This is a genomic window from Modicisalibacter sp. 'Wilcox', from assembly GCF_010993675.1.
GTDB classification, from domain to species: Bacteria; Pseudomonadota; Gammaproteobacteria; order Pseudomonadales; family Halomonadaceae; genus Modicisalibacter; species Modicisalibacter tunisiensis.
This window is the reverse complement of record NZ_WNXF01000008.1, coordinates 64235-87353: the sequence shown is the minus strand read 5'-3', so window position 1 is coordinate 87353 and position 23119 is coordinate 64235. Positions and strand designations below refer to the sequence as shown.

Below are 23119 nucleotides of genomic sequence, written 5' to 3'. Positions count from 1 at the left end.
TTTTTTGCACCTGCTGGATTCCGAAAATCGATGAGGGTCCCCAACGTGCTTGAAGCCTACCGTCAACATGTCGAGGAACGCGCTGCCGAGGGCGTACCGCCGAAGCCGCTGACCGCCGAGCAGACCGCCGAACTGGTCGAGCTGCTCAAGAATCCGCCGGCCGGCGAGGAACAGTTTCTGCTCGAGCTGATCACCGATCGCGTTCCCCCCGGTGTCGACGAAGCCGCCTACGTCAAGGCCGGCTTCCTGACCGCCGTCGCCAGGGGCGACGCCGAATCACCGCTGATCGACAAGGTGCACGCGGTCAAGCTGCTGGGGACCATGCAGGGCGGCTACAACATCGCCACCCTGGTCGAGCTGCTCGATGACGAGAGCCTCGCCAAGGAGGCCGGCGAACAGCTCAAGCATACCCTGCTGATGTTCGACGCCTTCCATGACGTCGCCGAGCGCGCCAAGGCCGGCAACAGCGTCGCCCAGGCCGTGCTGCAGTCCTGGGCCGATGCCGAGTGGTTCCTGGCCAGGCCGGCGCTGGCCGAGAAGATCACCCTGGCGGTGTTCAAGGTGCCCGGCGAGACCAATACCGACGACCTCTCCCCGGCGCCGGATGCCTGGTCGCGTCCGGACATCCCGCTGCACGCCAATGCCATGCTCAAGAACCCGCGCGAGGGCATCGAGCCGGAAGTGCCGGGCAGCAAGGGCCCGCTGGCGCAGATCAATGACGTCAAGAACCAGGGCTACCCGGTCGCCTACGTCGGCGACGTGGTGGGCACCGGCTCCTCACGCAAGTCCGCCACCAACTCGGTGCTGTGGTTCTTCGGCGACGACATCCCCCACGTGCCCAACAAGCGCGCCGGCGGCTTCGTGTTCGGCGGCAAGATCGCCCCGATCTTCTTCAACACCATGGAAGACGCCGGTGCCCTGCCCATCGAGATGGACGTCGAGAAGCTCGAGATGGGCGATCTCATCGACGTCTACCCCTACGAGGGCAAGGTCTGCCGGCACGGCACCGACGAGGTGCTCTCCACCTTCGAACTCAAGACCCGGGTGATCCTCGACGAGGTGCGTGCCGGCGGCCGCATTCCGCTGATCATCGGTCGCGGCCTGACCGAGAAGGCCCGCAACGAGCTGGGCCTGGCGCCCTCCGACGTCTTCAAGACCCCGGAACAGCCGGCCGACAGCGGCAAGGGCTTCACCCTGGCGCAGAAGATGGTCGGCAAGGCCTGCGGCATGGACGGCGTGCGTCCGGGCATGTACTGCGAACCGAAGATGACCACCGTCGGCTCCCAGGACACCACCGGCCCGATGACCCGCGACGAGCTCAAGGATCTGGCGTGCCTGGGCTTCCAGGCCGACCTGGTGATGCAGTCATTCTGCCACACCGCCGCCTATCCCAAGCCGGTCGACGTGGAGATGCAGCACACCCTGCCCGACTTCATCATGAACCGCGGCGGCGTCTCGCTGCGTCCGGGCGACGGCATCATCCACAGCTGGCTCAACCGCATGCTGCTGCCCGACACCGTGGGCACCGGCGGCGACTCCCACACCCGCTTCCCGATGGGCATCTCCTTCCCCGCGGGCTCCGGTCTGGTGGCCTTCGCCGCCGCCACCGGCGTGATGCCGCTGGACATGCCGGAATCCGTGCTGGTGCGCTTCAAGGGCGAGCGCCAGCCGGGCATCACCCTGCGTGATCTGGTCCACGCCATCCCTTACCAGGCCATCCAGCAGGGCCTGCTGACCGTCGAGAAGTCCGGCAAGAAGAACGCCTTCTCCGGTCGCGTGCTGGAGATCGAAGGGCTCGAGGACCTCACCGTCGAACAGGCCTTCGAACTCTCCGACGCCTCCGCCGAGCGCAGCGCCGCCGGCTGCACCATCACCCTCTCCGAGGACAGCGTCAGCGAGTACCTGACGTCCAACATCACCCTGCTCAAGTGGATGATCGACCAGGGCTACGGTGACCGCCGCACCCTGGAGCGTCGCATCGCGGGCATGGAGGAGTGGCTCGCCAACCCCAGCCTGATGCGCGCCGACGCCGACGCCGAGTACGCCGAGGTGATCGAGATCGACCTCAACGAACTCACCGAGCCGGTACTCTGCGCCCCGAACGATCCGGACGACGCCCGCCTGCTCTCCGAGGTGGCCGGCGAGACCATCGACGAGGTGTTCATCGGCTCGTGCATGACCAACATCGGCCACTTCCGCGCCGCCGGCAAGCTGCTCGAGAAACAGCCCGCCGGCAGCCTGAAGACCAAGCTGTGGCTGGCGCCGCCGACCAAGATGGACCAGCACCAGCTCACCGAGGAAGGCTACTACGGCATCTACGGCCGCGCCGGCGCGCGCATGGAGATGCCGGGCTGCTCGCTGTGCATGGGCAACCAGGCCCGCGTGGCGCCCAAGTCCACCGTGGTCTCCACCTCGACCCGCAACTTCCCCAACCGCCTGGGCGACGGCGCCAACGTCTACCTGGCCTCCGCCGAGCTGGCCGCGGTCGCCGCCGTGGTCGGCCGCCTGCCCAGCGTGGAGGAGTACAAGGGCTACATGGGCGAATTCAACGCCATGGCCGGCGAGATCTATCGCTACATGAACTTCCACGAGATCGAGGAGTTCCAGAAGGCCGCCTCCAACGTGATTCCCCTCGCCGAGGAAGCCTGATCCTTCGATTCCGATGCTCGCAACATCGTCAATCGATGACCGAAGCGCCCCGCCCCGAGCGGGGCGCTTTTTATTGCACAGGACCATACAGTGCCGGGCGCGAGCCCGGCGTTTTCCGCTCGACTTTCCGCCCCGCCCGCGGCGTTTCCGTGGCATCCTGTCGATCCACCCCTGCGATGTGGAGAGATGCCATGCCCCCTGTCGTCACCCCCGATATCTGCGACGCCCATCCCGAGGTCCGGGTGCTCGACCCGGTGTTCATCAACTTCGGTGGACGCGAGGCCTTCTCGGGGCCGGTGCGTACCATCAAGTGCTTCGAGGACAACTCCCGCCTCAAGGAGGCCGTCGCCGAGCCCGGCGAGGGCGGCGTGCTCGTCGTGGATGCCGGCGGGTCGCTGCGCTGCGCGCTGCTCGGCGATCGCCTGGCCGATCAGGCGGCACGCAACGGCTGGGCGGGCATCGTGCTCTACGGCTGCGTCCGCGATGTGGACGTGCTGGCCGATGTCGACCTGGGCATCCAGGCGCTGGGCGTTCATCCCCGGCGCAGCCACAAGCACGGCGAAGGCCAGCGCGACCTGACCGTCACCGTCGCCGGCGTCAGCCTGCGCCCCGGCGACTGGCTCTACGCCGACAACAACGGCATCGTGGTGGCCGACGCCCGGCTGCCGATCGACTGAACCACGACCTCACGCGGCCTGTCGGGCGCCGCGCCCGGCATGCTAGCGTGTAGGCATGCCTGAATCACCGGCCACGACACTCGCCCCGCACGCTCTCGGCGTCGCGGCACTGCGCTCGCTGCGCGAGCACTGGCGGCCGCTGGTCGCCTACCAGCTGTTCTTCACCCTGCTGTCGGCCACGCTGCTGCTGCCGGCCGGCGCCAGTACCCTGGCCGCCCTGCTGCGCGAGCTGGGTCGCCCGCCGCTGACCGGCACACAGCTGCTCGACGTCGCCCTCACGCCATGGGGCGCCCTCTGGCTGCTGACCGCGATCGCCCTGAGCGCCCTGCTGCTCGCCCTGCAACAGGCCGGCATGCTGCTGGTCGTGACCCGACCGGAGGCCCATCGCTACCGTCAGGCGCTCGTGGCGCTCTGGAACGTCGGCCGACGCCTGCCCGGCATCGCCGTGCTGACCCTGCTGCAGACCACGGCCCAGCTGGCGATCGCCCTGGTTCCACTGCTGCTTCTGGAAGGCCTGTATGGCTGGCTGCTGGGCGACATGGAAAGCTATGTGGTGCTGCAGACCCGCCCCGCGGCCCTGGGCTGGTTCCTGCTCGCCGCCGCGGCGCCGCTCGCGCTGTGGCTGTGGGCCGCCGCGGCCCTGTATCTGCGCTGGGTGCTCGCCCTGCCGGTACTGGTGCTCGAGGATCGCCCGCTCGGCGACGCCCTGCGACGCAGCCGGGCCCTGACCCGCGGCCACGGCCGCCGGCTGCTGCTGCCGGTGGCGCTGCCGGTGCCGCTGATCGTGCTGCTGCCGCTGGGGACCAGCATGGCCTTCGATGCGCTGGTCACGCCCCTGCTGGGCTGGCTGCCCGAACGCACCACCTGGCTGATCCCCGCCATGCTCGCCTACCTGACGCTCTACGGCCTGCTGACCCTGGCGGCGACGTTCATCGGCGTGGCCATCAACAGCCTGGTAACCGGGTGTCTCTACCTGCGCCTGGCCCATCACCGGCCGCGACCGCCATCGCCCACCCGGCGCGACCACCCGGCCTGGGTGGCCTGGGGCGCCGAAGCCCTGGTGCTGCTGATCGCGGCCGGGCAGGCCTTCACCGAGCTCAACCGCTTCACCCTGCAGGACACGGTCACCATCACCGCCCATCGCGGCAGCTCGATCGAGGCGCCGGAGAATACCCTCGCCGCCTTCGAGCGCGCCATCGCCGACGGCGCCGACTATATCGAGTTCGACGCCCGCCTCAGCGCGGACGGCCAGGTAGTAATCTCCCACGATGACAGCCTGCGGCGTCTGCTCGGCCGTGACGAGCGCATCAGCGAACTCGACTGGCCGGCGCTGCGGGAGATCGACGTGGGCAGCTGGTTCGCTCCGGCCTATCGCGGGGAGCGCATTCCCCGCCTCGAGTCGGTGCTGCGCCTGACCCGCCACCGGATTCGGCTGTACATCGAGCTCAAGCCCACCGGCGACAACGCCGCCGCACTGGTGGACGCCGTCCTTGCCCGGCTGCCCCGCGAGCGCCGTGACCGGGTGGTGATCGCCTCGCTGTCGCCGGCGGTCATCCGCGAGGTGGAGCGTCGCGCCCCGCAGCTGCACACCACCCTGTTCGCGCAGTTCATGGTGCGTGGCGGACTGGCGCTGGGCGACATCGACGCCCTGGGGCTGCGCCATGTGCGCATCGATGCCGCCACCGTCGCCGCGGTCCATGCCCGGGGCTATGCCCTGCACGCCTGGACGGTCAACGATCGCCGGCAGATGGCGCGGCTGATCGATCTGGGCGTGGACAACATCATCACCGACCGCCCGGCGCGGCTGGCCGAGTTGCTGGCCGAGCGTGCCACCCTGAGCGACGGGGAGCTGCTGCTGCTAAAGCTGCGCAGCTGGCTGCACGCCTGATCGGGCATTTTCAAAAAGTCTGCGCTCGGCAATACTGCGTTGAAATTAAACTCAAAATGCTCATTTACATCTGTAAACTGCGCTTTTTCGCTCAATTTCGCCTTGTCTTGCCTTCGCTCGCCATTTTTGAAAAACACCCTCTACTCTCGATAAAAAGCCCGGCCTCTCGCGAGACCGGGCAGGGGGAAGTATTCCGTTGAGAGACTCAGCCGAGGGTTTCGCCCGCCAGCATGAACCAGGTCTCGAGCACCGCGTCCGGGTTCAGCGACACCGAATCGATGCCCTGCTCCATCAGCCACTTGGCCAGCTCGGGATGATCCGACGGCCCCTGGCCGCAGATGCCCACGTACTTGCCCTGGGCCTTGCAGGCCTGGATGGCCATGCTGAGCAGCTTCTTCACGGCCGGGTTCCGCTCGTCGAACAGGTGGGCGACGATGCCGGAGTCACGGTCCAGGCCCAGCGTGAGCTGCGTGAGGTCGTTGGAACCGATCGAGAAGCCGTCGAAGTGCTCGAGGAACTCGTCGGCCAGCAGGGCGTTGGCCGGCAGCTCGCACATCATGATGACCTTGAGGCCGTTGTCGCCGCGCTCGAGGCCGTTGGCGGCCATCAGCTCGACCACCTCGCGGCCCTCGTCCGGCGTGCGCACGAACGGCACCATGACCTCGACGTTGTCCAGCCCCATCTCGTCGCGCACCCGCTTGAGCGCCCGGCACTCCAGTTCGAAGCAGGGCCGGAAGGCCTCGGAGATGTAGCGCGAGGCGCCGCGGAAGCCGAGCATCGGGTTCTCCTCGCCCGGCTCGTAGAGCTTGCCGCCGATCAGGTTCTCGTACTCGTTGGACTTGAAGTCCGACATGCGCACTATCACCCGCTTGGGATAGAACGACGCCGCCAGGGTCGAGATGCCCTCCACCAGCTTGTCGACGTAGAAGGACACGGGGTCATCGTAACCGGCGGTGCGCACGTCGATGATCTGCTGGAGATCCGTGGGCAGCTTGGCATAGTCGAGCAGCGCCTTGGGATGCACGCCGATCATGCGGTTGATGATGAACTCCAGGCGCGCCAGGCCGACCCCGGCGTTGGGCAGCCCGGCGAAGGCGAAGGCGCGATCAGGGTTGCCGACGTTCATCATGATCTTGAACGGCAGGTCCGGCATGCTGTCGACGCTGGTGGTCTGGCAGTCGAACTCCAGCAGCCCGTCGTAGACGTGGCCGGTATCGCCCTCGGCGCAGGACACGGTGACCTCGCGGCCGTCCTCGAGCACCTCGGTGGCATCGCCACAGCCGACCACCGCCGGGATGCCCAGTTCGCGGGCGATGATCGCCGCGTGGCAGGTGCGCCCACCGCGGTTGGTGACGATCGCCGAGGCGCGCTTCATCACCGGCTCCCAGTCCGGGTCGGTCATGTCGGTGACCAGCACGTCGCCGGCATGGATCTTGTCCATCTGCTCGGTGGACTCGACCACCTTCACCGCGCCGCGGCCGATGCGCTGGCCGATGGCCCGGCCGTTGACCAGCTGGCGCCCCTTCTCCTTGAGCTGGAAGCGCTCGAGCTTGCCGCCCTCCTGGTTGGAGACCACCGTCTCGGGCCGTGCCTGGACGATGTAGAGCTTGCCGTCGTCGCCGTCGCGGGCCCACTCGATGTCCATCGGCCGCCCGTAGTGCTGCTCGATGATCACCGCCTGGCGAGCCAGCGCCATGACGTCGTCGTCGTCGATGCAGAAGCGCGCGCGATCCGCCGGCGAGACGTCGACGGTCTGCACCGACTTGCCCGCCGAGGCGTCGTCGGTGTAGGTCATCTTGATCAGCTTGGAGCCCAGGGTGCGGCGCAGCACGGCCGGGCGGCCCGCGGCCAGGGTCGGCTTGTGGACGTAGAACTCGTCGGGGTTCACCGCGCCCTGCACCACGGTCTCGCCCAGGCCCCAGGAACCGGTGACGAACACCGCGTCGCGATAGCCCGACTCGGTGTCGAGGGTGAACATCACGCCCGCCGCCCCGGTCTCGGAACGCACCATCTTCTGGATGCCCGCGGACAGCGCGACCTGGGCATGATCGAAGCCGCGATGCACGCGGTAGGAGATGGCCCGGTCGTTGAACAGCGAGGCGAACACCTCATGCACGGCACGCTTGACGTTGTCGAAGCCTTCGATGTTGAGGAAGGTCTCCTGCTGGCCGGCGAAGGAGGCGTCCGGCAGGTCCTCGGCGGTCGCCGAGGAGCGCACCGCCACCTTGAGGTTGGCGTGGCGCGACTCCAGCTCGCGGTAGGCCTCGCGCAGCGCGGCCTCGAATTCGGGCGGCAGCGGCGTGTCGATGACCCACTGGCGGATCTCGCGGCCTACCCGGGTCAACTCGGCGACATCATCGACATCCAGCCGCGCCAGCGCGCTGTTGATGCGCTCGTTGAGCCCCTCGTGAGCGAGGAACTGGCGGTAGGCATGCGCGGTGGTGGCGAAGCCGCCCGGCACGGTGACGCCGGCATCGGCCAGGTTGGAGATCATCTCGCCCAACGACGCATTCTTGCCGCCGACACGATCGACGTCATCCATGCCCAGGCGATCGAACCATTCGATATACTGTTCCAAGGGGTCCCCCTTTTATCCAATGCGGTGTCGGCGCCGGACGCGCCTACTGGCAATCGAAGGCCAAGGTAACAAGCCGCCGCCCTATTAGCCATTAGTCTAATAGCGAAGTCACTGGAGTATTTTTACAACAATCGTCGATTGTCGGCGTTTCCTGTAGTCGGACGCGGGCGCCCCGCCATGGCTTGTCGCTGACACCCCGAACCGGGACAATGCGAAAAACCCTCGCGAGAGTTCCCGCATGTCCCGCACCGCGTTCTTCATCTCCGACGGCACCGGCATCACCGCCGAGACCCTGGGCCGCAGCCTGCTCGCGCAGTTCGAAAGCCTGGAGATCCGGATGGTCACCAAGCCGTACATCGACTCCACGGAAAAGGCCCAGCAACTGGCCGACGTGATTCAGGCCACCGCGGCGCGTGACGGCGAGACCCCGATCATCATCGACACCATCGTCGACCAGACGATCCGCGAGATCATCAGCCAGGCGCCGGGCTTCAAGGTGGATGTCTTCACCACCTTCCTCGCCCCCCTCGAGGAGGAGCTGAAGGTGCACTCGTCCTACTCCGTGGGGCGCACCCACTCCATCGGCCAGGACGAGGTCTACATGCACCGCATCGACTCGGTGCACTTCGCCCTGGACAACGACGACGGCGCCCGGGTCAGCCAGTACGATACCGCCGACGTCATCCTGGTGGGCGTGTCACGCTGCGGCAAGACGCCCACCTCGCTCTACCTGGCGCTGCAGTTCGGCATCCGCGCGGCCAACTATCCGCTGACCGAGGACGACCTCGACGAGGACGGCAACCTGAAGATGCCCCGCGCCCTGGCGCCGCACCGCCACAAGCTGTTCGGCCTGACCATCGATCCGCGCCGCCTGGCGGCCATCCGCACCGAACGGCGCCCCAACAGCCGCTACTGCTCGATCGATCAGTGCCTGCAGGAAGTCCAGCAGGCCGAGGCGCTCTATCGGCGCTTCCACATCCCCTACATCGACACCACCCGCTTCTCGATCGAGGAAATCTCCACCCGGCTGATCGCCGAGACCGGCCTGCAGCGCCGCTTCAGCCCGCGCTGAGGCGACCGGTCCGTGCCCCGAAGCGCCGGGCGAGATGCCGGCGCATTCGCCAGGCCGAGAGCATCGCCATCAGCAGGTTCGCCCCCAGCATGCCGGCGAAGATGCCCACCGGCCCGGCGAGGCGTCCCCCCAGCCAGGCCAGCGGCACGGTCAGCACGAACAGCCGCACGACCGACAGCACCAGGGCGTGGCGCGGGCGATGCAGGGCATTGAACGAGGAATTGGTGAGGATCACCACGCCCTGGGCGCCCAGCCCCAGCGGCACGAGCCAGAGATACCAGCGCAGCGTCTCCGCCACCTCGGGGCCCTCGGCGTAACCGGCGATCAGCCAGGGCGCCAGCCCCTGCAGCACGCCCCACACGAGCAGCTGCCAGGCCAGCACGAAGCCGAAGCAGCCGAAGATCGCCCGCCGGACCCGGTCAGGCCGATCGGCGCCGTGGTTCTGACTGACGAACGGTGACAACGTCATCGACAGCGTCAGCACCACCAGCTGGGCGATGGCCTCGACCCGGGAGCCCACGCCGAAGGCCGCGACCGCCGTGGTGCCCTGTCCCGCCACGATGCGCGTCACAAGCCCCATGGCGATCGGCGTGAACACGCTGGTCACCGCCGCTGGCAGGGCAATCTTCCCCAGCTCCCGCCAGGAAGCGACCAGCCCGGCGAGCCGCCAGCCCTTCCAGTCCAGGCTGGCGCGCAGCACGGGCAGGCCCAGCAGCCCCACGGTCATCGCGCCCCAGCTGATCAGCGTCGCCAGGGCCGCCCCCCGCACCCCCATCGCCGGCAACGGTCCGGCGCCGAAGATCAGCAGCGGGTCGAGCAGGGCATTGAGCAGTGCCGCCGCCGCCATCATCAACCCCGGCACCAGGGTATTGCCCTGCGCCCGGAGCACGCTGTTCATCACGCGCGGGGCGATCAGCAGCCCCGCGCCCCAGTACCAGACGCCCATGTAGGCGTCGATGAACGGCATCAGCTCCCGGTCGGCGCCCAGGAAACGAAACAGCGGCTCGAGCGTGGCCAGGCCCGCGGCCGTCACCAGACCGCCGACGCCCACCGCCAGCAGCAGGGCATCCGTGGCCCGGCGCCGCAGCAGCGCCTGCTCGCCCTGGCCCAGCCGCCGGGCCACCACCGCGGAGGTGCCGATGCCCAGGCCGATCGCCAGACTGATCGCGGTGAAGGTGACCGGAAAGGTGAAGGCCACCGCCGCCAGGGGGCGCGTGCCCAGCCCGGCGATGAACCAGGTATCCACCAGATTGAACAGCATCATCGCCACCATGCCGAGCATCACCGGCAGCGACTTGCGCGCCAGTGTCGCGGCGATGGGGCCATGCAGAAAGGGAGAAGCGGCAGGCGAGCGAGTCGATGGGGGCATGCGGGCGTCCCGGGCAGACAAAGGGGCTCATTCTGCCCAAGGCTGCCGCGCAACCCAAGCGTGAGACAGAGCTCAGAACCCCATCACATCGGTCAGCAGGCCCTCGGCAATGCGCCGCTCGGTGGTCTCGTCCACCAGTATCCTGACCAAGTGCAGGGCGAAGGCCATCGCCGTGGCCGGCCCCTGGCTGGTCACCAGCTTGCCGTCCTCCACCACCGGCTGGCGGGAGAGATGACCGCCGGCCTCGACCAGCGCGGCCTGAAAGGCGGGATAGCCGGTCACCACGTAGCCCTGGACCAGATCCAGCGGCGCCAGCACCACCCCCGGCGCGGCACAGAGCGCACCGATCCAGCCATCCTCGCGTCGCTGCCGATGCAGCCGTTCGGCGAGGTCGAGCGAGTCGCGCAGATGCTCCGCGCCCGGCATGCCGCCGGGCAGCACGATCATCTCGAAGGCATGTTCCGGAGCGACTTCTGCCAGACATGTGTCGGCGGTCAGCCGCGTCCCGCGCGCCAGGGTCACCGTCGGCTGCGACATGACCGAGGCCACCGTGACCTGTACATCCGCACGCCGCAGCACATCGATCAGCGTGACAGTCTCGATATCCTCGCTGCCGTCAGCGACGGGCAACAGCACCTGAGTCATATTCAACCTCCCGAAGTACGCGGACTGCGTCCGATCAGCATAGAAGCCCCTGCCGCCGCTTCAATCCTCTCGCGAGACAGGCCCCTGCGCCTCGCACCAGGCGCTGAAGCCGCCGCCGATATGGCAGACCGGTCCGAACCCCATGCGCTGCAACTGCTGCGTGGCCAGCGCCGAACGCTGCCCCTTGGCACAGAACAGCACGAAGCGATCCGGACGCGCGAAGGCAGCCTGGTGATAGGGCGAGGCCGGGTCCACCCAGAATTCGAGCAGCCCGCGCGGGGCATGCAGCGCGCCGGGGATACCGCCCTCGCGCTGCAGCTCGCGCACGTCGCGAATATCGACGAAGGTCACGCCCGGCTGACCATGCAGGGCCAGCGCCTGAGCCGGCGTGAGCGTCTCGATTTCCCGCTCGGCCTCGGCCACCAGCTCGGCCACGCCCTTGATCAAGTTCGTCATGAGGTGTCACCGCCACGATAGAAGCGCTGGATGCTGGAGAAGTCCAGCCGCCCGTTGCCCCCGCCGGCGTGCAGGGCGTAGAGATTGCGCGCCTGGGCCCCCATGGGGATCGGCGAGCGGGAGGTGAGCGCCAGCGAGGTCGCCAGCCCCAGGTCCTTGCTCATCAGATCGACCAGGAAGCCGCCCTGATAGTCATTGGAGGCCGGCGCCTGGGGCATCACCCCCGGCCAGGGGTTGTAGACATTGAGCGCCCAGTTACCGCCACTGCTCTGCTTCATGATCTCGGATAGCACCGCCGGGTCCAGGCCATTCTCGACCCCCAGCGCCAGCGCCTCGGCGGTGCCGCTCATGAGAATGCCCAGCAGCATGTTGTTGCAGATCTTGGCCACCTGCCCCGCCCCACTGTCCCCGGCATGAAAGACGTTGCGCCCCATGGCCTCCAGCATCGGCCTGGCGGTGTTGAAGCCCGCCTCGCTGCCGCCGACGATGAACGTCAGGGTGCCCGCCCGGGCGCCACCCACGCCGCCCGACACCGGTGCGTCCAAGCAGGTCAGGCCGTGACGGGCGGCGGCACCGGCCACCTCTCGCGCGTCCTCCGGGGCGATGGTGGAGGCATCGATGATCAGCGGCTGCCCGCTCAGCGCCTCCAGCAGCCCGGGCTGATCGTCGCCGCCCAGATACAGCGATTTCACATGAGCACCGGCCGGCAGCATCGAGATCACCACGTCGGCACCGTCCGCCGCGTCCCGCGCCGAGCCCGCGGGCGTAGCGCCCTCGGCGGCCAGGGCCTGCATGGCCCCCTCCACGAGGTCGAAGACGCGGACGCGGTAACCGGCCTTGACCAGATTGGCGGCCATCGGCGCGCCCATGTTACCCAGACCTATGAAGGCGATTTGCATGGCTTGCTCCTTGAATTGTCGTTGTCGTGGAACCTGGAACGGTACGCCAGGTGGGCTCTTCCGACGACAAGCCTCGCGGGGGCGCTGTAAACCCCTCCCTGGGCGCTACCTTTGCCATCCATGGCAAAGGACCCCCGCTTTGCCTTGTCCCCGGCGCCCACTATTGCAGGGGATTGGAAATAAACTCTAAAGGTCCTGCAGAGGGTGCTCCCGGGCCGGCCACAGCGGCGCCAGAAATGCCTCGACGTCGTGGCGCGGCACACTGGCCACGTCACGGTGCGACCAGCGGGGTTGCTTGTCCTTGTCGATCAGCAGCGCGCGAACGCCCTCGGCCAGGTCCGCATGCCGGGCGCACTGTACCGCCAGGTTCAGCTCGTCACGCAGCGCATCGGCCAGGCTCGTGTGGCGGTGGCGCGCCTGCATCTCCCACACCAGATGCGCGGTGATCGGGCAGCCGCCGGCCAGGCGCTCGCGGTTGGCCGCCAGCCAAGGGTCGTCGCCCGTGTCCGCGAGGATGCGCTCGACGGCGGTGGCGACATCGGCCACCTGAGTCATCGCCTGTAATCGGTCGAGATGCGCCAGCACGAGGCTTTCCGGGGCCGTCTCGCGGGCCTCGAAGCGGGCCAGCACCTCGGCCACCGCCTCCGCAGGGTGTGTCAGATCCGCCGCCTGCAGGGCGGCCAGCACGTCCTCCTGCTGGTCGCCGGGAATATAGCGATCGGCCAGCCCCAGCAGCAGCGCATCACGAGCGTTGAGCTGGGCTCCGGTCAGCCCCAGGTAGCGACCGATGCCGCTGGGCATGCGGTTGAAGAACCAGCTCGCCCCCACATCGGGGTAAAGGCCGATGGTGATTTCCGGCATGGCCAGGCGCGAGGTCTCGGTGACCACGCGCTCACCCGCCCCGGCCAGCAGCCCCAGGCCGCCGCCCATGACGATGCCGCCGCCCCAGGCGATCAGGGGCTTGGTGAAGGTATGCAAGCGGTGGTCGAGCCGATACTCGGCAGTGAAATAGGTGGTGGCAAAGGCGGCACCCCGCTCGACATCGGTCATCGCGCGATACAGTGCTACCACATCCCCACCGGCGCAAAACGCCTTGCCACCGGCGCCGTCGAGCCACACCGCGGCGATGCCGGGATCCTGCTCCCAGGCCGCCAGGCGGGCCGTGAGTGTCTCGATCATCGCCAGGGACAGGGCGTTGAGCGAGCGCGGGGCGTTGAGCGTCGCGCGGCCGATGCGTGCGCCGTCGCGGCCGGCGAGTTCGGTGAAGCGAACGAGCGGTTCGGTCATGAAACGGCAGTCTCCCGTGCAGCGTGCGTGTATCCTGCGTTATATCAGGTTTTCGAGGGCATCGGGTTCGAACAGCCGTCGAGCCACGATCACGCGCATGATTTCATTGGTTCCTTCGAGGATCTGGTGGACCCGAGTATCACGCACCAGCCGCTCGAGCGGATACTCCTTGATGTAGCCATAACCGCCATGCAACTGCAGTGCTTCATTGCACACGTTGAAGCCGATATCCGTCGCCAGTCGCTTGGCCATGGCGCAGTGCGCGCTGGCCGCGGGGTCGTCGTGGTCGAGCCGCCAGGCGGCATGACGCACCATCAGGCGCGCGCTCACAAGCTCGGTGGCCATGTCGGCGAAGCGGAACTGCAGGGCCTGGAACGCCGCCAGCTCACGACCGAACTGACGTCGCTGATGCAGGTAGTCCCGCGCCAGGGTCAGCGCCAGTTGTGCGGCCCCGAGCGAGCAGCTGGCAATATTCAACCGCCCACCATCCAGGCCCTTCATGGCCAGCTTGAAACCCTCGCCCTCCTCGCCCAGCCGCTGCCCGGCCGGTACCCGCACGCCATCGAAGCTGACCAGACGGGTCGGCTGGCTCTTCCAGCCCATCTTGTCCTCGTTCTTGCCGTAATGAACCCCCGCGGCGTCCGCCGGCACCAGAAAGGCGGAAATGCCGGCCGCACCGCTGTCGGGCACGCCCGTGCGGGCCATCACCACCAGAGCGTCCGTGGATCCGGCGCCCGAGATGAACATCTTGCTGCCGTCGATCACGTAGTCGTCACCCTCGCGCACCGCACGGGTACGCAGACTGGCGGCGTCCGAGCCGGCACCGGGTTCGGTCAGGCAGTAGGAAGCCAGCTGCCGCCCGCTGACCAGCGCCGGCATCCAGGCCTCGCGCACGGCCTCGCTGCCCCACTTCGCCACCATCCAGGTCGCCATGTTGTGAATGGTCAGGTAGGCGGTGGTCGACACGCAGCCCTGGGCGAGCTGCTCGAAGATCAGCGAGGCCTCGAGGCGTGACAGCCCCAGTCCGCCCTGCGCCTCGTCAACATAGAGGGCCAGGAACCCGGCCTCGCCGGCACGCCGGATGACCTCCACCGGGAAGAACGCGGATGCATCCCAGTCGGCCGCATGCGGGGCCAGTTCCACCCGGGCGAAATCCGCCGCCGCCTGCTGCAGGGCACGCTGGTCGTCACTCAGGGCAAAGTCCACGGCAGTCTCCGGAATCGTGCGGGTATCTCAGGCAAAATTAGCAGCCCCCGGCGCCGCGGCAAGGTGACACTTGGTCTACTTTACGTAAACGTCAAGCTCATCTAGCCTTGGCTTCGGGTGAGTCGACAATCGCGTCACCACCCCAAGCATGAGGATCGCCCGATGTCCGAGACTCTTTCCCCGGCGCCGTCCCGTGAACGCCGGACCTACTCGATCGGCGAGCTGGCCCGGCGCTTCGAGGTCACCCCGCGCACCATCCGCTTCTACGAGCAGGAGGGCCTGCTGGACCCGGAACGGCGCGGGCAGACCCGCGTCTATCACGAGAAGGACCGGGTGCGCCTGTCGCTGACGCTGCGGGGCAAGCGGCTGGGCTTTTCCCTGGCGGAAATCCGCGAGGTCATCCAGCTCTACGACCACGCCCCGGATGGCGACGAGCGGCAGCTGCGCCGCATGCTGGACATCCTCGCCGAGAAGCGCCGGGGGCTCGAACGCCAGCTCGAGGACATCCGTGCCCTGCAGCACGAACTCGATGACGTCGAGGATCGCTGTCGCGACTCGCTCGACGCCCTGCTGGCACGCCACTCGCGCGACACCTGACATCCGATTCCCCTTCGCCACAACAACAAGCAGGAATCCAACGATGACACCCCACACCGATACCGCGAGCGCCACGGCGCCGACGCCGCGCTACAGCTACGTCAGCGGCATCAGCCACCAGCCGCTGAAGGGCGAGACCATCGGCGACTGCTTCGACGCCATCGTCGACAGTCATCCCGAACGAGACGCGCTGATCAGCCGCCACCAGCGCCAGCGCTATACCTGGCGCGAGCTTCAGGACATCGTCGACCGTACCGCCCGCGCCTACATGGCGATCGGCGTGGAAAAGGGCGACCGGGTCGGCATCTGGGCCACCAACCGCAGCGAATGGGCCATCACCCAGTTCGCCACGGCGAAGATCGGCGCGATCCTGGTCAACATCAATCCCAGCTACCGCACCCACGAGCTGGAGTACGCCCTGCGCCAGTCGGGCACCTCGACTCTGGTGCTGCAGGGGGCCTTCAAGACCTCGCGCTACGCCGACATGATTGCCGAGCTGGTCCCGTCGCTCGGCGAGGTCGACACGCCCCTGGCCAGTGAGCGGCTTCCCGCGCTCAAGCAGGTAATCTGCCTCGACGAAGACTGGGCCCTGCCCGGCATGCTCACCTGGGACGGCCTGCTCTCCCGCGCCGATGCCGTCAGCGCGGCGGCGCTGGCCGAACGTCAGGCGACACTGCAGTTCGACGAGCCGATCAACATCCAGTACACCTCCGGCACCACCGGCGCGCCCAAGGGGGCCACCCTCTCCCACCACAACATTCTCAACAACGGCTACTTCGTCGCCGAGCGCATCGGCCTCGCCGATACCGACCGCATGGTCATCCCGGTGCCGCTCTACCACTGCTTCGGCATGGTGATGGGCAATCTGGGCTGCATGACCCACGGTGCGGCGATGATCTATCCGAGCGAGGGCTTCGACCCGCTGGCGACGCTGACCGCCGTCGCCGAGGAGCGTGCCACGGCCCTGTACGGCGTGCCGACCATGTTCATCGCCGAGCTCGAGCACCCCGAGTTCCCCACCTTCGATCTGAGCTCGTTGCGTACGGGTATCATGGCGGGCTCCATCTGCCCCATCGAGGTCATGCGCCAGGTCATCGACAAGCTGCACATGAAGGAAGTCAGTATCTGCTACGGCATGACCGAGACCAGCCCCGTCAGCCTGCAGACCCAGACCGATGCACCGCTCGACAAGCGGGTCACCACGGTGGGCACCATCCATCCGCATCAGGAGGTCAAGCTGGTCGACCCGGCGACCGGCCGCCTCGTCCCCCGGGGCGAGCGCGGTGAACTCTGCACCCGCGGTTACAGCGTGATGCTGGGCTACTGGGAGAATCCGGAAGCCACCGCGAAATCGATCGACGCCGCCGGCTGGATGCACACCGGTGACCTGGCACAGATGGACGACGAGGGCTATGTCGCGATCACCGGGCGCATCAAGGACATGATCATTCGCGGTGGCGAGAACATCTATCCGCGCGAGATCGAGGATTTCCTCTATACCCACCCGGCCATTTCCGATGTGCAGGTCATCGGGGTGCCCGACGAGAAGTACGGCGAGGAAGTGATGGCCTGGGTCAAGCTGATCGAGGGCGAAAGCCTCGATGAAGAAGGGCTCAGGGTGTTCTGCCAGGGGCGCATCGCCCACTACAAGGTCCCGCGCTACGTGAAGTTCGTCGACGTCTTTCCGATGACGGTGACCGGCAAGATTCAGAAGTACAAGATGCGCGAGGTGGCGAGCCAGGAACTGGGGCTCTAGGGCTTTCGGCCCGCCCGGCCTTGCGCCGGGCGGGCCGTCGTCTCACATCCCCTTGGGCGCGAAGATCCCCGGCGCATTGCGCCAGTAGCCCTTGTAGTCCATGCCGAAGCCGAACACGTAACGGTCCTCGACCTCGAGACCGCAATAATCCGCCTTGAGCCCCGGCACGGCCTTGCGATCGTGGCGCTTGTCCACCAGCACGGCCGTGGACACGCTGGCCGCCTGCGCCTCGCGGCAATATTCGAGAATGGCTGCCAGGGTGGCGCCTTCATCGAGGATGTCGTCGACGATCACCACATGCCGGCCGGCCATGGGAATCTCCGGCGACACCCGCCAGAACAGCTCGCCGCCCCGCGTGCGCCCGCGATAGCGGGTGGCATGCAGATAGTCCACCTCGAGCGGGAAGCCCAACCGCGTCAGCAGGTGGCCGGTGGTAATCAGGCCGCCGTTCATCACGCAGTAGAAGACCGGCAGCTTGTCGCCCAGACGCTCGGTCATGGCCTCGGCCATGCGATCCAGCGCCGCCTCGACCTCGCTCTGACTGATCAGGCAATCGGCATTGTCCATGATCTCGCGCATGGAGTGCAGGGAGTCGTGGTGTTGGGTATCGAGTTCAGACATCGGAATCCTGATCAGTGTCTCTGTCGTGGGAATCGCGGGGGGATGGCGTGCCCCGGCGCGAGGAAGGTGACGACGAGGATGGCTCGTCGTGAGGCCGGGAGGCCGTGGTCTCGGCGACCGACTCCGGCGCGTCGGTGCGGCGTTCGGCGACGTGCAGTTCGCGGGCGGGAATCGCCACGACCGCCCCCGCCTCGGCGGCCAGGTCGGCACAGTGCAGCAGCACCTCCTGCTGGATGGCCTGATGCGTCGCCCAGTCGGTGGTCCGGGTGTAGGCATGAATCAGGATCTCCAGGGTGGAGTCGCCGAAATGCTGGAAGTAGGCCATGCACAGATCGTCGGCCTCGATGTCGTCGTGCTGCTCGAGGTAGTCGCGGATACGCCGGGTCACTGACGCCACCCTGTCGAGGTCGGCATAGCGCAGGCCGATCCGCTCCTTGATGCGACGGTTGTGCATGCGCGAGGGATTCACCACCACCATCGCGCCGAACATCATGTTGGGCACGTACAGCGGGCGGGTGTCGAAGCCGCGGATGCGCGTCAGGCGCCAGCCGATGTCCTCGACGACGCCCTCGATGTCGCGATCCGGCGAACGGATCCAGTCGCCCACCTTGAAGGGGTTGTCGAGATGGATCGCCAGCCCGCCGAAGAAGTTGGCCAGCACGTTGCGTGCGGCAAAGCCCACCACCAGCCCGCCGACGCCGCCGAAGGCCAGCAGGCCGGAGGGCGACATGCCCAGCGCCTGCAACGCCGCCAGCACCACCAGGGTCAGGATCAGTGCACCGACCAGCTTGCTGATCGCCGAGGCCATGGAGGCGTCGAGCGGCCGGGCAGGATGCCGGGGCGGCGGAAACACCAGACGCCGTTCCACCTCGCGGGTCAGGCGGATGCCGAACCAGCCGAGCATGACCAGCGTGAACAGCCACAGCGCGGTGGGCGCCCGGGTGGCCACCCAGGTCAGCGACAACCGCTGGCCGATCAGCCCCGCCAGGGCGATCAGCGCCACGCCCCAGATGCCCACCCACAGCGGCCGGCGTATCGCCCACAGGGCGACATCGTCCCAGCGGCTGCGGGTGCGTGACAGCCAACGGGCCGCCCGCCAGATCACCAGCCGTGTGAAGCCGTCGACCAGCAGCGCCGTGGCGAGAATCACCAGCGGCGTCACCAGCGCGGCCGGCAGCGACACATGGCGGCTCACCCACTGCTCGAGCGGCGCCAGCACCTCCAGCACGTCAGTCCTCCCGCGGGGCCGGGTCGGTCTCGATCAGCCCTTCCAGCCGGGCATGAATGCGTCGCCAGCGCGACAGCGCCGGCAACGAGGCCAGATCGGGGCGCGCCCGGCTGTAGCGCAGCCGGGCCGGCCGCTTGGTGGTACGGCCGACACAGGCGTCGAGCACCGCCTGGGCGGCCGGGCGGTCGTTGCAGACCAGCACCATGTCGCAGCCGGCATCCAGCGCCTCGCGGGCCCGTTCGGCGGGGCCGCCGGCCACGTGCGCGCCGGCCATCGACAGGTCGTCGGAGAAGATCGTGCCCTTGAAGCCCAGATCCTCGCGCAGCATGCCCAGCCAGCTCGGCGAGAAGCCCGCCGGGCGCGCATCGAAGGCCGAATAGACCACATGGGCAGGCATGACGCCCTCGAGACGCCCGGCCAGGGCCGCGAAGGGGATCAGGTCGTGCTCGCGCAGTGCCTGCAGCGAACGCGGGTCTTCAGGCAGCTCGTGATGCGAATCGGCGGCAACCCCGCCATGTCCCGGAAAGTGCTTGCCCACGGCCACCATGCCGGCCTCGTGCAGCCCGTCGACGAAGGCGCCCGCCATGGCCGCCACCGCCCGGGGATCGCGGGAGAAGCTGCGATCGCCGATCACGCTGGACACGCCCGCATCGACATCGAGCACCGGGGCGAAGGTCAGGTCCAGCCCGCACGCCGCCATTTCCAGGCCGATCAGCCACCCCGCATCGTGGCAGAACTGCCGCGCCCGCTCCGGGTCGTCAACATAGCAGCGTCCCAGCCGGCCCATCGACGGCAGCCGGGTGACGCCCTCACACAACCGCTGCACGCGCCCGCCCTCCTGGTCGATGGCCAGCAGCAGATCGCCACGCAGGCGACGGATCGCGTCGCACAGCCTGCGCACCTGGGCGGCATCGACGATATTGCGCGCAAAGAGGATGACGCCTCCGACCTCGGGACGTTGCAGCAGTTCGCGCTCCTCGCGCGTCAGGGTGGTGCCTTCGAGATCCAGCATCACCGGACCGATGGGTTGGGTCATAAGCGATGTCCTTGCCCGTGAAGGGGGCCGATTCTAGAGCAATGGCGTGGTCGACGACAGCATCCGGGCACTCAGGCGTGAAGCCACACCGGCGTGCCGGACGGCGCCAGTTCGCCCAGCCTCAGCAGGGTCGCGTCCCGCAGCCGGATGCAGCCGTGCGAGGCGGGACGCCCCATCGGCTCGCTTTCCGGCGTGCCGTGCAGATAAATATAGCGGCGCTGGGAATCGACGCTGCCACCCCGGTTGAGGCCCCGCTCGAGGCCGCAGAGCCAGAAGATGCGCGTCAGGATCCAGTCGCGTTCGGGGTAGTCGGCGGCCAGCGCCGGCGAATAGACCTCGCCGGTGGGTCGGCGGCCGCGAAACACGCTGCCCGACGGCATGCCGGCACCGATCACCGCACGGATATAGTGCCAGCCCAGCGGCGTGCCCCCGCTGCCCTCGGCCTGGCCGACGCCGGCGGCGGCCGTGGACGCCGGGTGCGTCTCCAGGCACTCGCGGCCGCGCCAGACGTGCAGCACCTGGCGTGCCACATCGACCTCCAGCCAGACACCATCCTCGGGCGGCAGCGCCTCCAGACGCGGCGTCACCGGGCTCATACCGCCACCGCCCGGGGCGGTTCCGGCAGCGGCGCATTCATGCCGGCCACCACCACCGGGCGCAGGCGGCGAACCAGGTCGCGCACGCTGACGTGCTCGCCGTAGTCCTTCTCGGCGATGTCGCGCAGCGCGTCCAGTCCCGACAGCGTGAAGATCACCGTGCCCAGCATGAAGTGCAGCCGCCAGAAGCGCTCGGCGTCCGGCAGCTCCGGCGTGGCCCGGCGCACCAGCTCGGTGAAGCGGGTGAAGACGCTACCGTAATGCTGCTGGATGTAGCCACGCAGGTGCCCCTGGGCCTGGGTGTAGGCCAGCCCCAGAAGGCGCATGAAGACCTTGAGGCTGTTGCGCTCGGCGGGCACCTCCAGCACGGTCCGGGCCATGTTCTCCAGCAGCACCTCGAGCGGGATCGGCCGGCCCTCGTACTCCCTCTCGAGCGCGTCCAGGGTCGCGTGGAAGCGCTCGGTGAAGGGATCCAGATAGCGGGCGAAAACGGCCTGGATCAGCGCCTTCTTGGAGCCGAAGTGATAGTTCACGGCAGCCAGGTTGACCTTGGCCTTGCTGGTGATGGTGCGCAGCGACGTCTCGGCAAAGCCGCGCTCGGCGAACAACACTTCGGCGGTGTCGAGAATGCGGGTCACCGTGTCGGTCTGAGCCATGCTATATCCCTGCCTGCTGATAAACGGCTGTTTGAAACGTTATGGAAATTCTACGCGGCTTACCGAAAGACAACAATCCGTCGCGTTTCAAACACACCCGATCAGCCCTGATGACCACGGGCAGCGATTACTGGATACAATGCCATGCTGTATACTTAGCCACATACCCACATCGCCAGCGACCAGCGGAGGCCGCATGAGCCGCTCTCTTACCCCGCGCCAGCAGAATGTCTACGACTTCATCGTCAAGACCATGAACGAGCTGGGCTATCCGCCGACCCGCGCCGAGATCGCCCGGGGCCTGGGCTTCCGCTCGCCCAACGCCGCCGAGGAGCATCTGCGCGCGCTCAAGCGCAAGGGGGTGATTCGCATGATCCCGGGCACCTCACGAGGCATTCGTCTGCCGCCGCAGGAGGCGGAGTGCGCCCCGGACGGCGAGCCGGGCCTGCCCGTGATCGGCGAGGTCGCCGCCGGCAGCCCGATCCTCGCGGCCGCCCACATCGACCGCTACTGTCCGCTGTCCCCCGATTTCTTCTCGCCGCGTGCCGACTACCTGCTGCGCGTGCGCGGCCTGTCGATGCGCGACGTGGGTATCCTCGAGGGTGACCTGCTCGCGGTGCATCGCACCAACCGGGTTCGCGACGGCCAGATCGTGGTCGCCCGGCTGGAGGACGAGGTTACCGTCAAGCGCTTCCAGCGCCGGGGCCGTCACGTGACCCTGCTGCCCGAAAACGAAGACTTCGCCCCGATCGAGCTCGACCTGCGCCAGGACGCGCTGGAGATCGAGGGCATCGGGGTCGGCGTCATCCGTGGTGGCAACGGCCAGGCACTCAACTGAGGCGCGAGCCCCGCGCATGCGCAAGATCCTGCATGCCGACTGCGACTGCTTCTATGCCGCGATCGAGATGCGCGACAACCCGGCGCTGCGCGACATCCCGCTGGCGATCGGCGGCACGGCGGCCCAGCGGGGCGTCATCGCCACCTGCAACTACCCGGCGCGCGCCTTCGGCATCCATTCGGCGATGCCCACCGCGCGCGCCCTGCGCCTGTGCCCGCACCTGACCCTGCTGCCACCGGACTTTCCCCGCTACCGCGACGTGTCCGCACGCATTCAGGCGATCTTCCGCGAGCTGACGCCACGGATCGAGCCGCTCTCGCTCGACGAGGCCTATCTCGACGTCAGCGAGGTACGCCGCTTCCGGGGCAGCGCCACCTGGATGGCCCGCTGGCTCAAGGAGGAGACACACCGGCGCACCGGCATCACGCTCTCGGTGGGGGTGGCGCCCAGCAAGTTTCTCGCCAAGATCGCCAGTGACTGGGACAAGCCCGACGGCCTGACGGTCATTCCGCCGGAGGCCGTCGAGGCCTTCATCACCGAGCTGCCGGTGGACCGGCTCCACGGCGTGGGGCCGGCCACCGCCGCCCGGCTGGCGGCACTGGACATCGCCACCTGTGCCGACCTGCGCCGCTGGTCGCGGGAGGCACTCGTCGAGCACTTCGGCAAGTTCGGCCAGCGCCTTTTCGAACTCGCCCGCGGCATCGACGACCGCCCCGTGCAGACCGAGCGCGAACGCAAGTCGGTCAGCGCCGAGACCACCTTCCATCAGGACCTGCCCGACCTCGCGGCCTGCCGGGCGGCCCTGCCGGCGCTGGTCGAGCGGCTGCGAAGCCGCCTGGCCCGCCATGGCGACCCGCCGCTCAAGGGCAGCTTCATCAAGGTCCGCTTCGACGACTTCACGCTGACCACCCTCGAGGCCGGCGGCGCCCGGGTGGACGCCGATCAGTTCCTGGCACTGCTCGAGGCGGCCTGGCAGCGCGGCGCCCGCCCGGTGCGCCTGCTGGGGGTCGGGGCGAGGCTGAAACCGGCGGCGGATGCCCGCCAGCTCACGCTCTTCACCTGACC

The 23119-nt window shown here is 68.1% G+C and carries 20 protein-coding genes; 8 read left to right on the top strand and 12 right to left on the bottom strand.

Annotation, left to right across the window (positions count from 1 at the left end; genetic code table 11):
- Nucleotides 1-45: 45 nt before the first annotated feature.
- From acnB to G7A98_RS09280, 3 genes are all read left to right on the top strand, one after another.
- Nucleotides 46-2649: a bifunctional aconitate hydratase 2/2-methylisocitrate dehydratase gene (acnB, locus tag G7A98_RS09290; protein WP_163649461.1), complete on the top strand. Its 2604-nt coding sequence runs from the start codon at nucleotides 46-48 to the stop codon at nucleotides 2647-2649.
- Between the two features lie 191 nt (nucleotides 2650-2840).
- Complete coding sequence (gene rraA, locus G7A98_RS09285; RefSeq protein ID WP_163649389.1) at nucleotides 2841-3326, top strand: ribonuclease E activity regulator RraA; 486 nt, start codon at nucleotides 2841-2843, stop codon at nucleotides 3324-3326.
- Between the two features lie 55 nt (nucleotides 3327-3381).
- A complete protein-coding gene (locus G7A98_RS09280; RefSeq protein WP_163649388.1) occupies nucleotides 3382-5214 on the top strand; it encodes a glycerophosphodiester phosphodiesterase family protein in 1833 nt (610 codons plus the stop codon).
- 205 nt (nucleotides 5215-5419) lie between these two features.
- Here the strand turns inward: G7A98_RS09280 and ppsA are convergent, their stop codons facing one another.
- Complete coding sequence (gene ppsA, locus G7A98_RS09275) at nucleotides 5420-7792, bottom strand: phosphoenolpyruvate synthase (RefSeq protein ID WP_163649387.1); 2373 nt, start codon at nucleotides 7790-7792, stop codon at nucleotides 5420-5422.
- Between the two features lie 238 nt (nucleotides 7793-8030).
- Between ppsA and G7A98_RS09270 the strand changes: the two genes are divergently transcribed.
- Complete coding sequence (locus G7A98_RS09270; RefSeq protein ID WP_163649386.1) at nucleotides 8031-8864, top strand: pyruvate, water dikinase regulatory protein; 834 nt, start codon at nucleotides 8031-8033, stop codon at nucleotides 8862-8864.
- Here the strand turns inward: G7A98_RS09270 and G7A98_RS09265 are convergent.
- From G7A98_RS09265 to G7A98_RS09240, 6 genes are all read right to left on the bottom strand, one after another.
- Complete coding sequence (locus tag G7A98_RS09265; protein WP_163649385.1) at nucleotides 8851-10233, bottom strand: MATE family efflux transporter; 1383 nt, start codon at nucleotides 10231-10233, stop codon at nucleotides 8851-8853. The genes G7A98_RS09270 and G7A98_RS09265 overlap by 14 nt on opposite strands.
- 72 nt (nucleotides 10234-10305) lie before the next feature.
- Nucleotides 10306-10878, bottom strand: a complete 573-nt coding sequence (locus G7A98_RS09260) for a DJ-1 family glyoxalase III (protein ID WP_163649384.1) — start codon at nucleotides 10876-10878, stop codon at nucleotides 10306-10308.
- Between the two features lie 60 nt (nucleotides 10879-10938).
- Nucleotides 10939-11334 carry a rhodanese-like domain-containing protein gene (locus tag G7A98_RS09255; RefSeq protein WP_163649383.1) on the bottom strand — a complete coding sequence of 132 codons (396 nt, stop codon included), beginning with the start codon at nucleotides 11332-11334 and terminating at the stop codon, nucleotides 10939-10941.
- Nucleotides 11331-12233 carry a 3-hydroxyisobutyrate dehydrogenase gene (gene mmsB, locus G7A98_RS09250; RefSeq protein WP_163649382.1) on the bottom strand — a complete coding sequence of 301 codons (903 nt, stop codon included), beginning with the start codon at nucleotides 12231-12233 and terminating at the stop codon, nucleotides 11331-11333. Before mmsB ends, G7A98_RS09255 begins: the two co-directional genes overlap by 4 nt.
- Before the next feature lie 186 nt (nucleotides 12234-12419).
- Nucleotides 12420-13520 carry an enoyl-CoA hydratase/isomerase family protein gene (locus G7A98_RS09245; protein ID WP_163649381.1) on the bottom strand — a complete coding sequence of 367 codons (1101 nt, stop codon included), beginning with the start codon at nucleotides 13518-13520 and terminating at the stop codon, nucleotides 12420-12422.
- Between the two features lie 39 nt (nucleotides 13521-13559).
- Nucleotides 13560-14726 (bottom strand): acyl-CoA dehydrogenase family protein, encoded by a 1167-nt coding sequence (locus tag G7A98_RS09240; protein ID WP_163649380.1) that lies wholly within the window; start codon nucleotides 14724-14726, stop codon nucleotides 13560-13562.
- A gap of 162 nt (nucleotides 14727-14888) precedes the next feature.
- Here G7A98_RS09240 and G7A98_RS09235 point away from each other — a divergent pair, with 162 nt between their 5' ends.
- Both G7A98_RS09235 and G7A98_RS09230 read left to right on the top strand, forming a co-directional pair.
- The gene (locus G7A98_RS09235; protein WP_163649379.1) at nucleotides 14889-15323 is read left to right on the top strand and encodes a MerR family DNA-binding transcriptional regulator; all 435 of its coding nucleotides are present in this window, start codon (nucleotides 14889-14891) and stop codon (nucleotides 15321-15323) included.
- A gap of 43 nt (nucleotides 15324-15366) precedes the next feature.
- Nucleotides 15367-17079 (top strand): AMP-binding protein, encoded by a 1713-nt coding sequence (locus G7A98_RS09230; RefSeq protein WP_163649378.1) that lies wholly within the window; start codon nucleotides 15367-15369, stop codon nucleotides 17077-17079.
- Nucleotides 17080-17121: 42 nt separating this feature from the next.
- Here the strand turns inward: G7A98_RS09230 and G7A98_RS09225 are convergent, their stop codons facing one another.
- The 5 genes from G7A98_RS09225 to G7A98_RS09205 form a co-directional block, all read right to left on the bottom strand.
- On the bottom strand, nucleotides 17122-17700 hold the full coding sequence (locus G7A98_RS09225) for a hypoxanthine-guanine phosphoribosyltransferase (protein ID WP_163649377.1): 579 nt from the start codon (nucleotides 17698-17700) through the stop codon (nucleotides 17122-17124).
- Nucleotides 17693-18928, bottom strand: coding sequence for a mechanosensitive ion channel family protein (locus tag G7A98_RS09220; RefSeq protein WP_163649376.1), 1236 nt, complete (start codon nucleotides 18926-18928; stop codon nucleotides 17693-17695). The genes G7A98_RS09225 and G7A98_RS09220 overlap by 8 nt, the downstream gene beginning before the upstream one ends.
- 1 nt (nucleotide 18929) lies before the next feature.
- Complete coding sequence (nagZ, locus tag G7A98_RS09215; RefSeq protein ID WP_163649375.1) at nucleotides 18930-19964, bottom strand: beta-N-acetylhexosaminidase; 1035 nt, start codon at nucleotides 19962-19964, stop codon at nucleotides 18930-18932.
- Nucleotides 19965-20035: 71 nt separating this feature from the next.
- Nucleotides 20036-20560: a L,D-transpeptidase gene (locus G7A98_RS09210; RefSeq protein WP_163649374.1), complete on the bottom strand. Its 525-nt coding sequence runs from the start codon at nucleotides 20558-20560 to the stop codon at nucleotides 20036-20038.
- Nucleotides 20557-21216 carry a TetR/AcrR family transcriptional regulator gene (locus G7A98_RS09205; protein ID WP_163649373.1) on the bottom strand — a complete coding sequence of 220 codons (660 nt, stop codon included), beginning with the start codon at nucleotides 21214-21216 and terminating at the stop codon, nucleotides 20557-20559. The genes G7A98_RS09210 and G7A98_RS09205 overlap by 4 nt, the downstream gene beginning before the upstream one ends.
- A 196-nt stretch (nucleotides 21217-21412) precedes the next feature.
- Between G7A98_RS09205 and lexA the strand changes: the two genes are divergently transcribed.
- Together lexA and dinB are read left to right on the top strand one after the other, a co-directional pair.
- Nucleotides 21413-22054 carry a transcriptional repressor LexA gene (lexA, locus tag G7A98_RS09200; protein ID WP_163649372.1) on the top strand — a complete coding sequence of 214 codons (642 nt, stop codon included), beginning with the start codon at nucleotides 21413-21415 and terminating at the stop codon, nucleotides 22052-22054.
- A gap of 16 nt (nucleotides 22055-22070) precedes the next feature.
- Nucleotides 22071-23117 carry a DNA polymerase IV gene (gene dinB, locus G7A98_RS09195; RefSeq protein ID WP_163649371.1) on the top strand — a complete coding sequence of 349 codons (1047 nt, stop codon included), beginning with the start codon at nucleotides 22071-22073 and terminating at the stop codon, nucleotides 23115-23117.
- Nucleotides 23118-23119 lie beyond the last annotated feature (2 nt).

Bases quoted from the DNA above. Each gene is read 5' to 3' on its own strand.
- G7A98_RS09270 (WP_163649386.1), top strand. From the start codon at position 8,031: ATGTCCCGCACCGCGTTCTTCATCTCCGACGGCACCGGCATCACCGCC.
- rraA (WP_163649389.1), top strand. From the start codon at position 2,841: ATGCCCCCTGTCGTCACCCCCGATATCTGCGACGCCCATCCCGAGGTC.
- G7A98_RS09230 (WP_163649378.1), top strand. From the start codon at position 15,367: ATGACACCCCACACCGATACCGCGAGCGCCACGGCGCCGACGCCGCGC.
- G7A98_RS09210 (WP_163649374.1), bottom strand. From the start codon at position 20,560: ATGAGCCCGGTGACGCCGCGTCTGGAGGCGCTGCCGCCCGAGGATGGT.
- lexA (WP_163649372.1), top strand. From the start codon at position 21,413: ATGAGCCGCTCTCTTACCCCGCGCCAGCAGAATGTCTACGACTTCATC.
- G7A98_RS09235 (WP_163649379.1), top strand. From the start codon at position 14,889: ATGTCCGAGACTCTTTCCCCGGCGCCGTCCCGTGAACGCCGGACCTAC.
- G7A98_RS09280 (WP_163649388.1), top strand. From the start codon at position 3,382: ATGCCTGAATCACCGGCCACGACACTCGCCCCGCACGCTCTCGGCGTC.
- G7A98_RS09205 (WP_163649373.1), bottom strand. From the start codon at position 21,216: ATGGCTCAGACCGACACGGTGACCCGCATTCTCGACACCGCCGAAGTG.
- G7A98_RS09260 (WP_163649384.1), bottom strand. From the start codon at position 10,878: ATGACTCAGGTGCTGTTGCCCGTCGCTGACGGCAGCGAGGATATCGAG.
- G7A98_RS09265 (WP_163649385.1), bottom strand. From the start codon at position 10,233: ATGCCCCCATCGACTCGCTCGCCTGCCGCTTCTCCCTTTCTGCATGGC.
- G7A98_RS09225 (WP_163649377.1), bottom strand. From the start codon at position 17,700: ATGTCTGAACTCGATACCCAACACCACGACTCCCTGCACTCCATGCGC.
- G7A98_RS09255 (WP_163649383.1), bottom strand. From the start codon at position 11,334: ATGACGAACTTGATCAAGGGCGTGGCCGAGCTGGTGGCCGAGGCCGAG.
- dinB (WP_163649371.1), top strand. From the start codon at position 22,071: ATGCGCAAGATCCTGCATGCCGACTGCGACTGCTTCTATGCCGCGATC.
- nagZ (WP_163649375.1), bottom strand. From the start codon at position 19,964: ATGACCCAACCCATCGGTCCGGTGATGCTGGATCTCGAAGGCACCACC.
- mmsB (WP_163649382.1), bottom strand. From the start codon at position 12,233: ATGCAAATCGCCTTCATAGGTCTGGGTAACATGGGCGCGCCGATGGCC.
- G7A98_RS09245 (WP_163649381.1), bottom strand. From the start codon at position 13,520: ATGACCGAACCGCTCGTTCGCTTCACCGAACTCGCCGGCCGCGACGGC.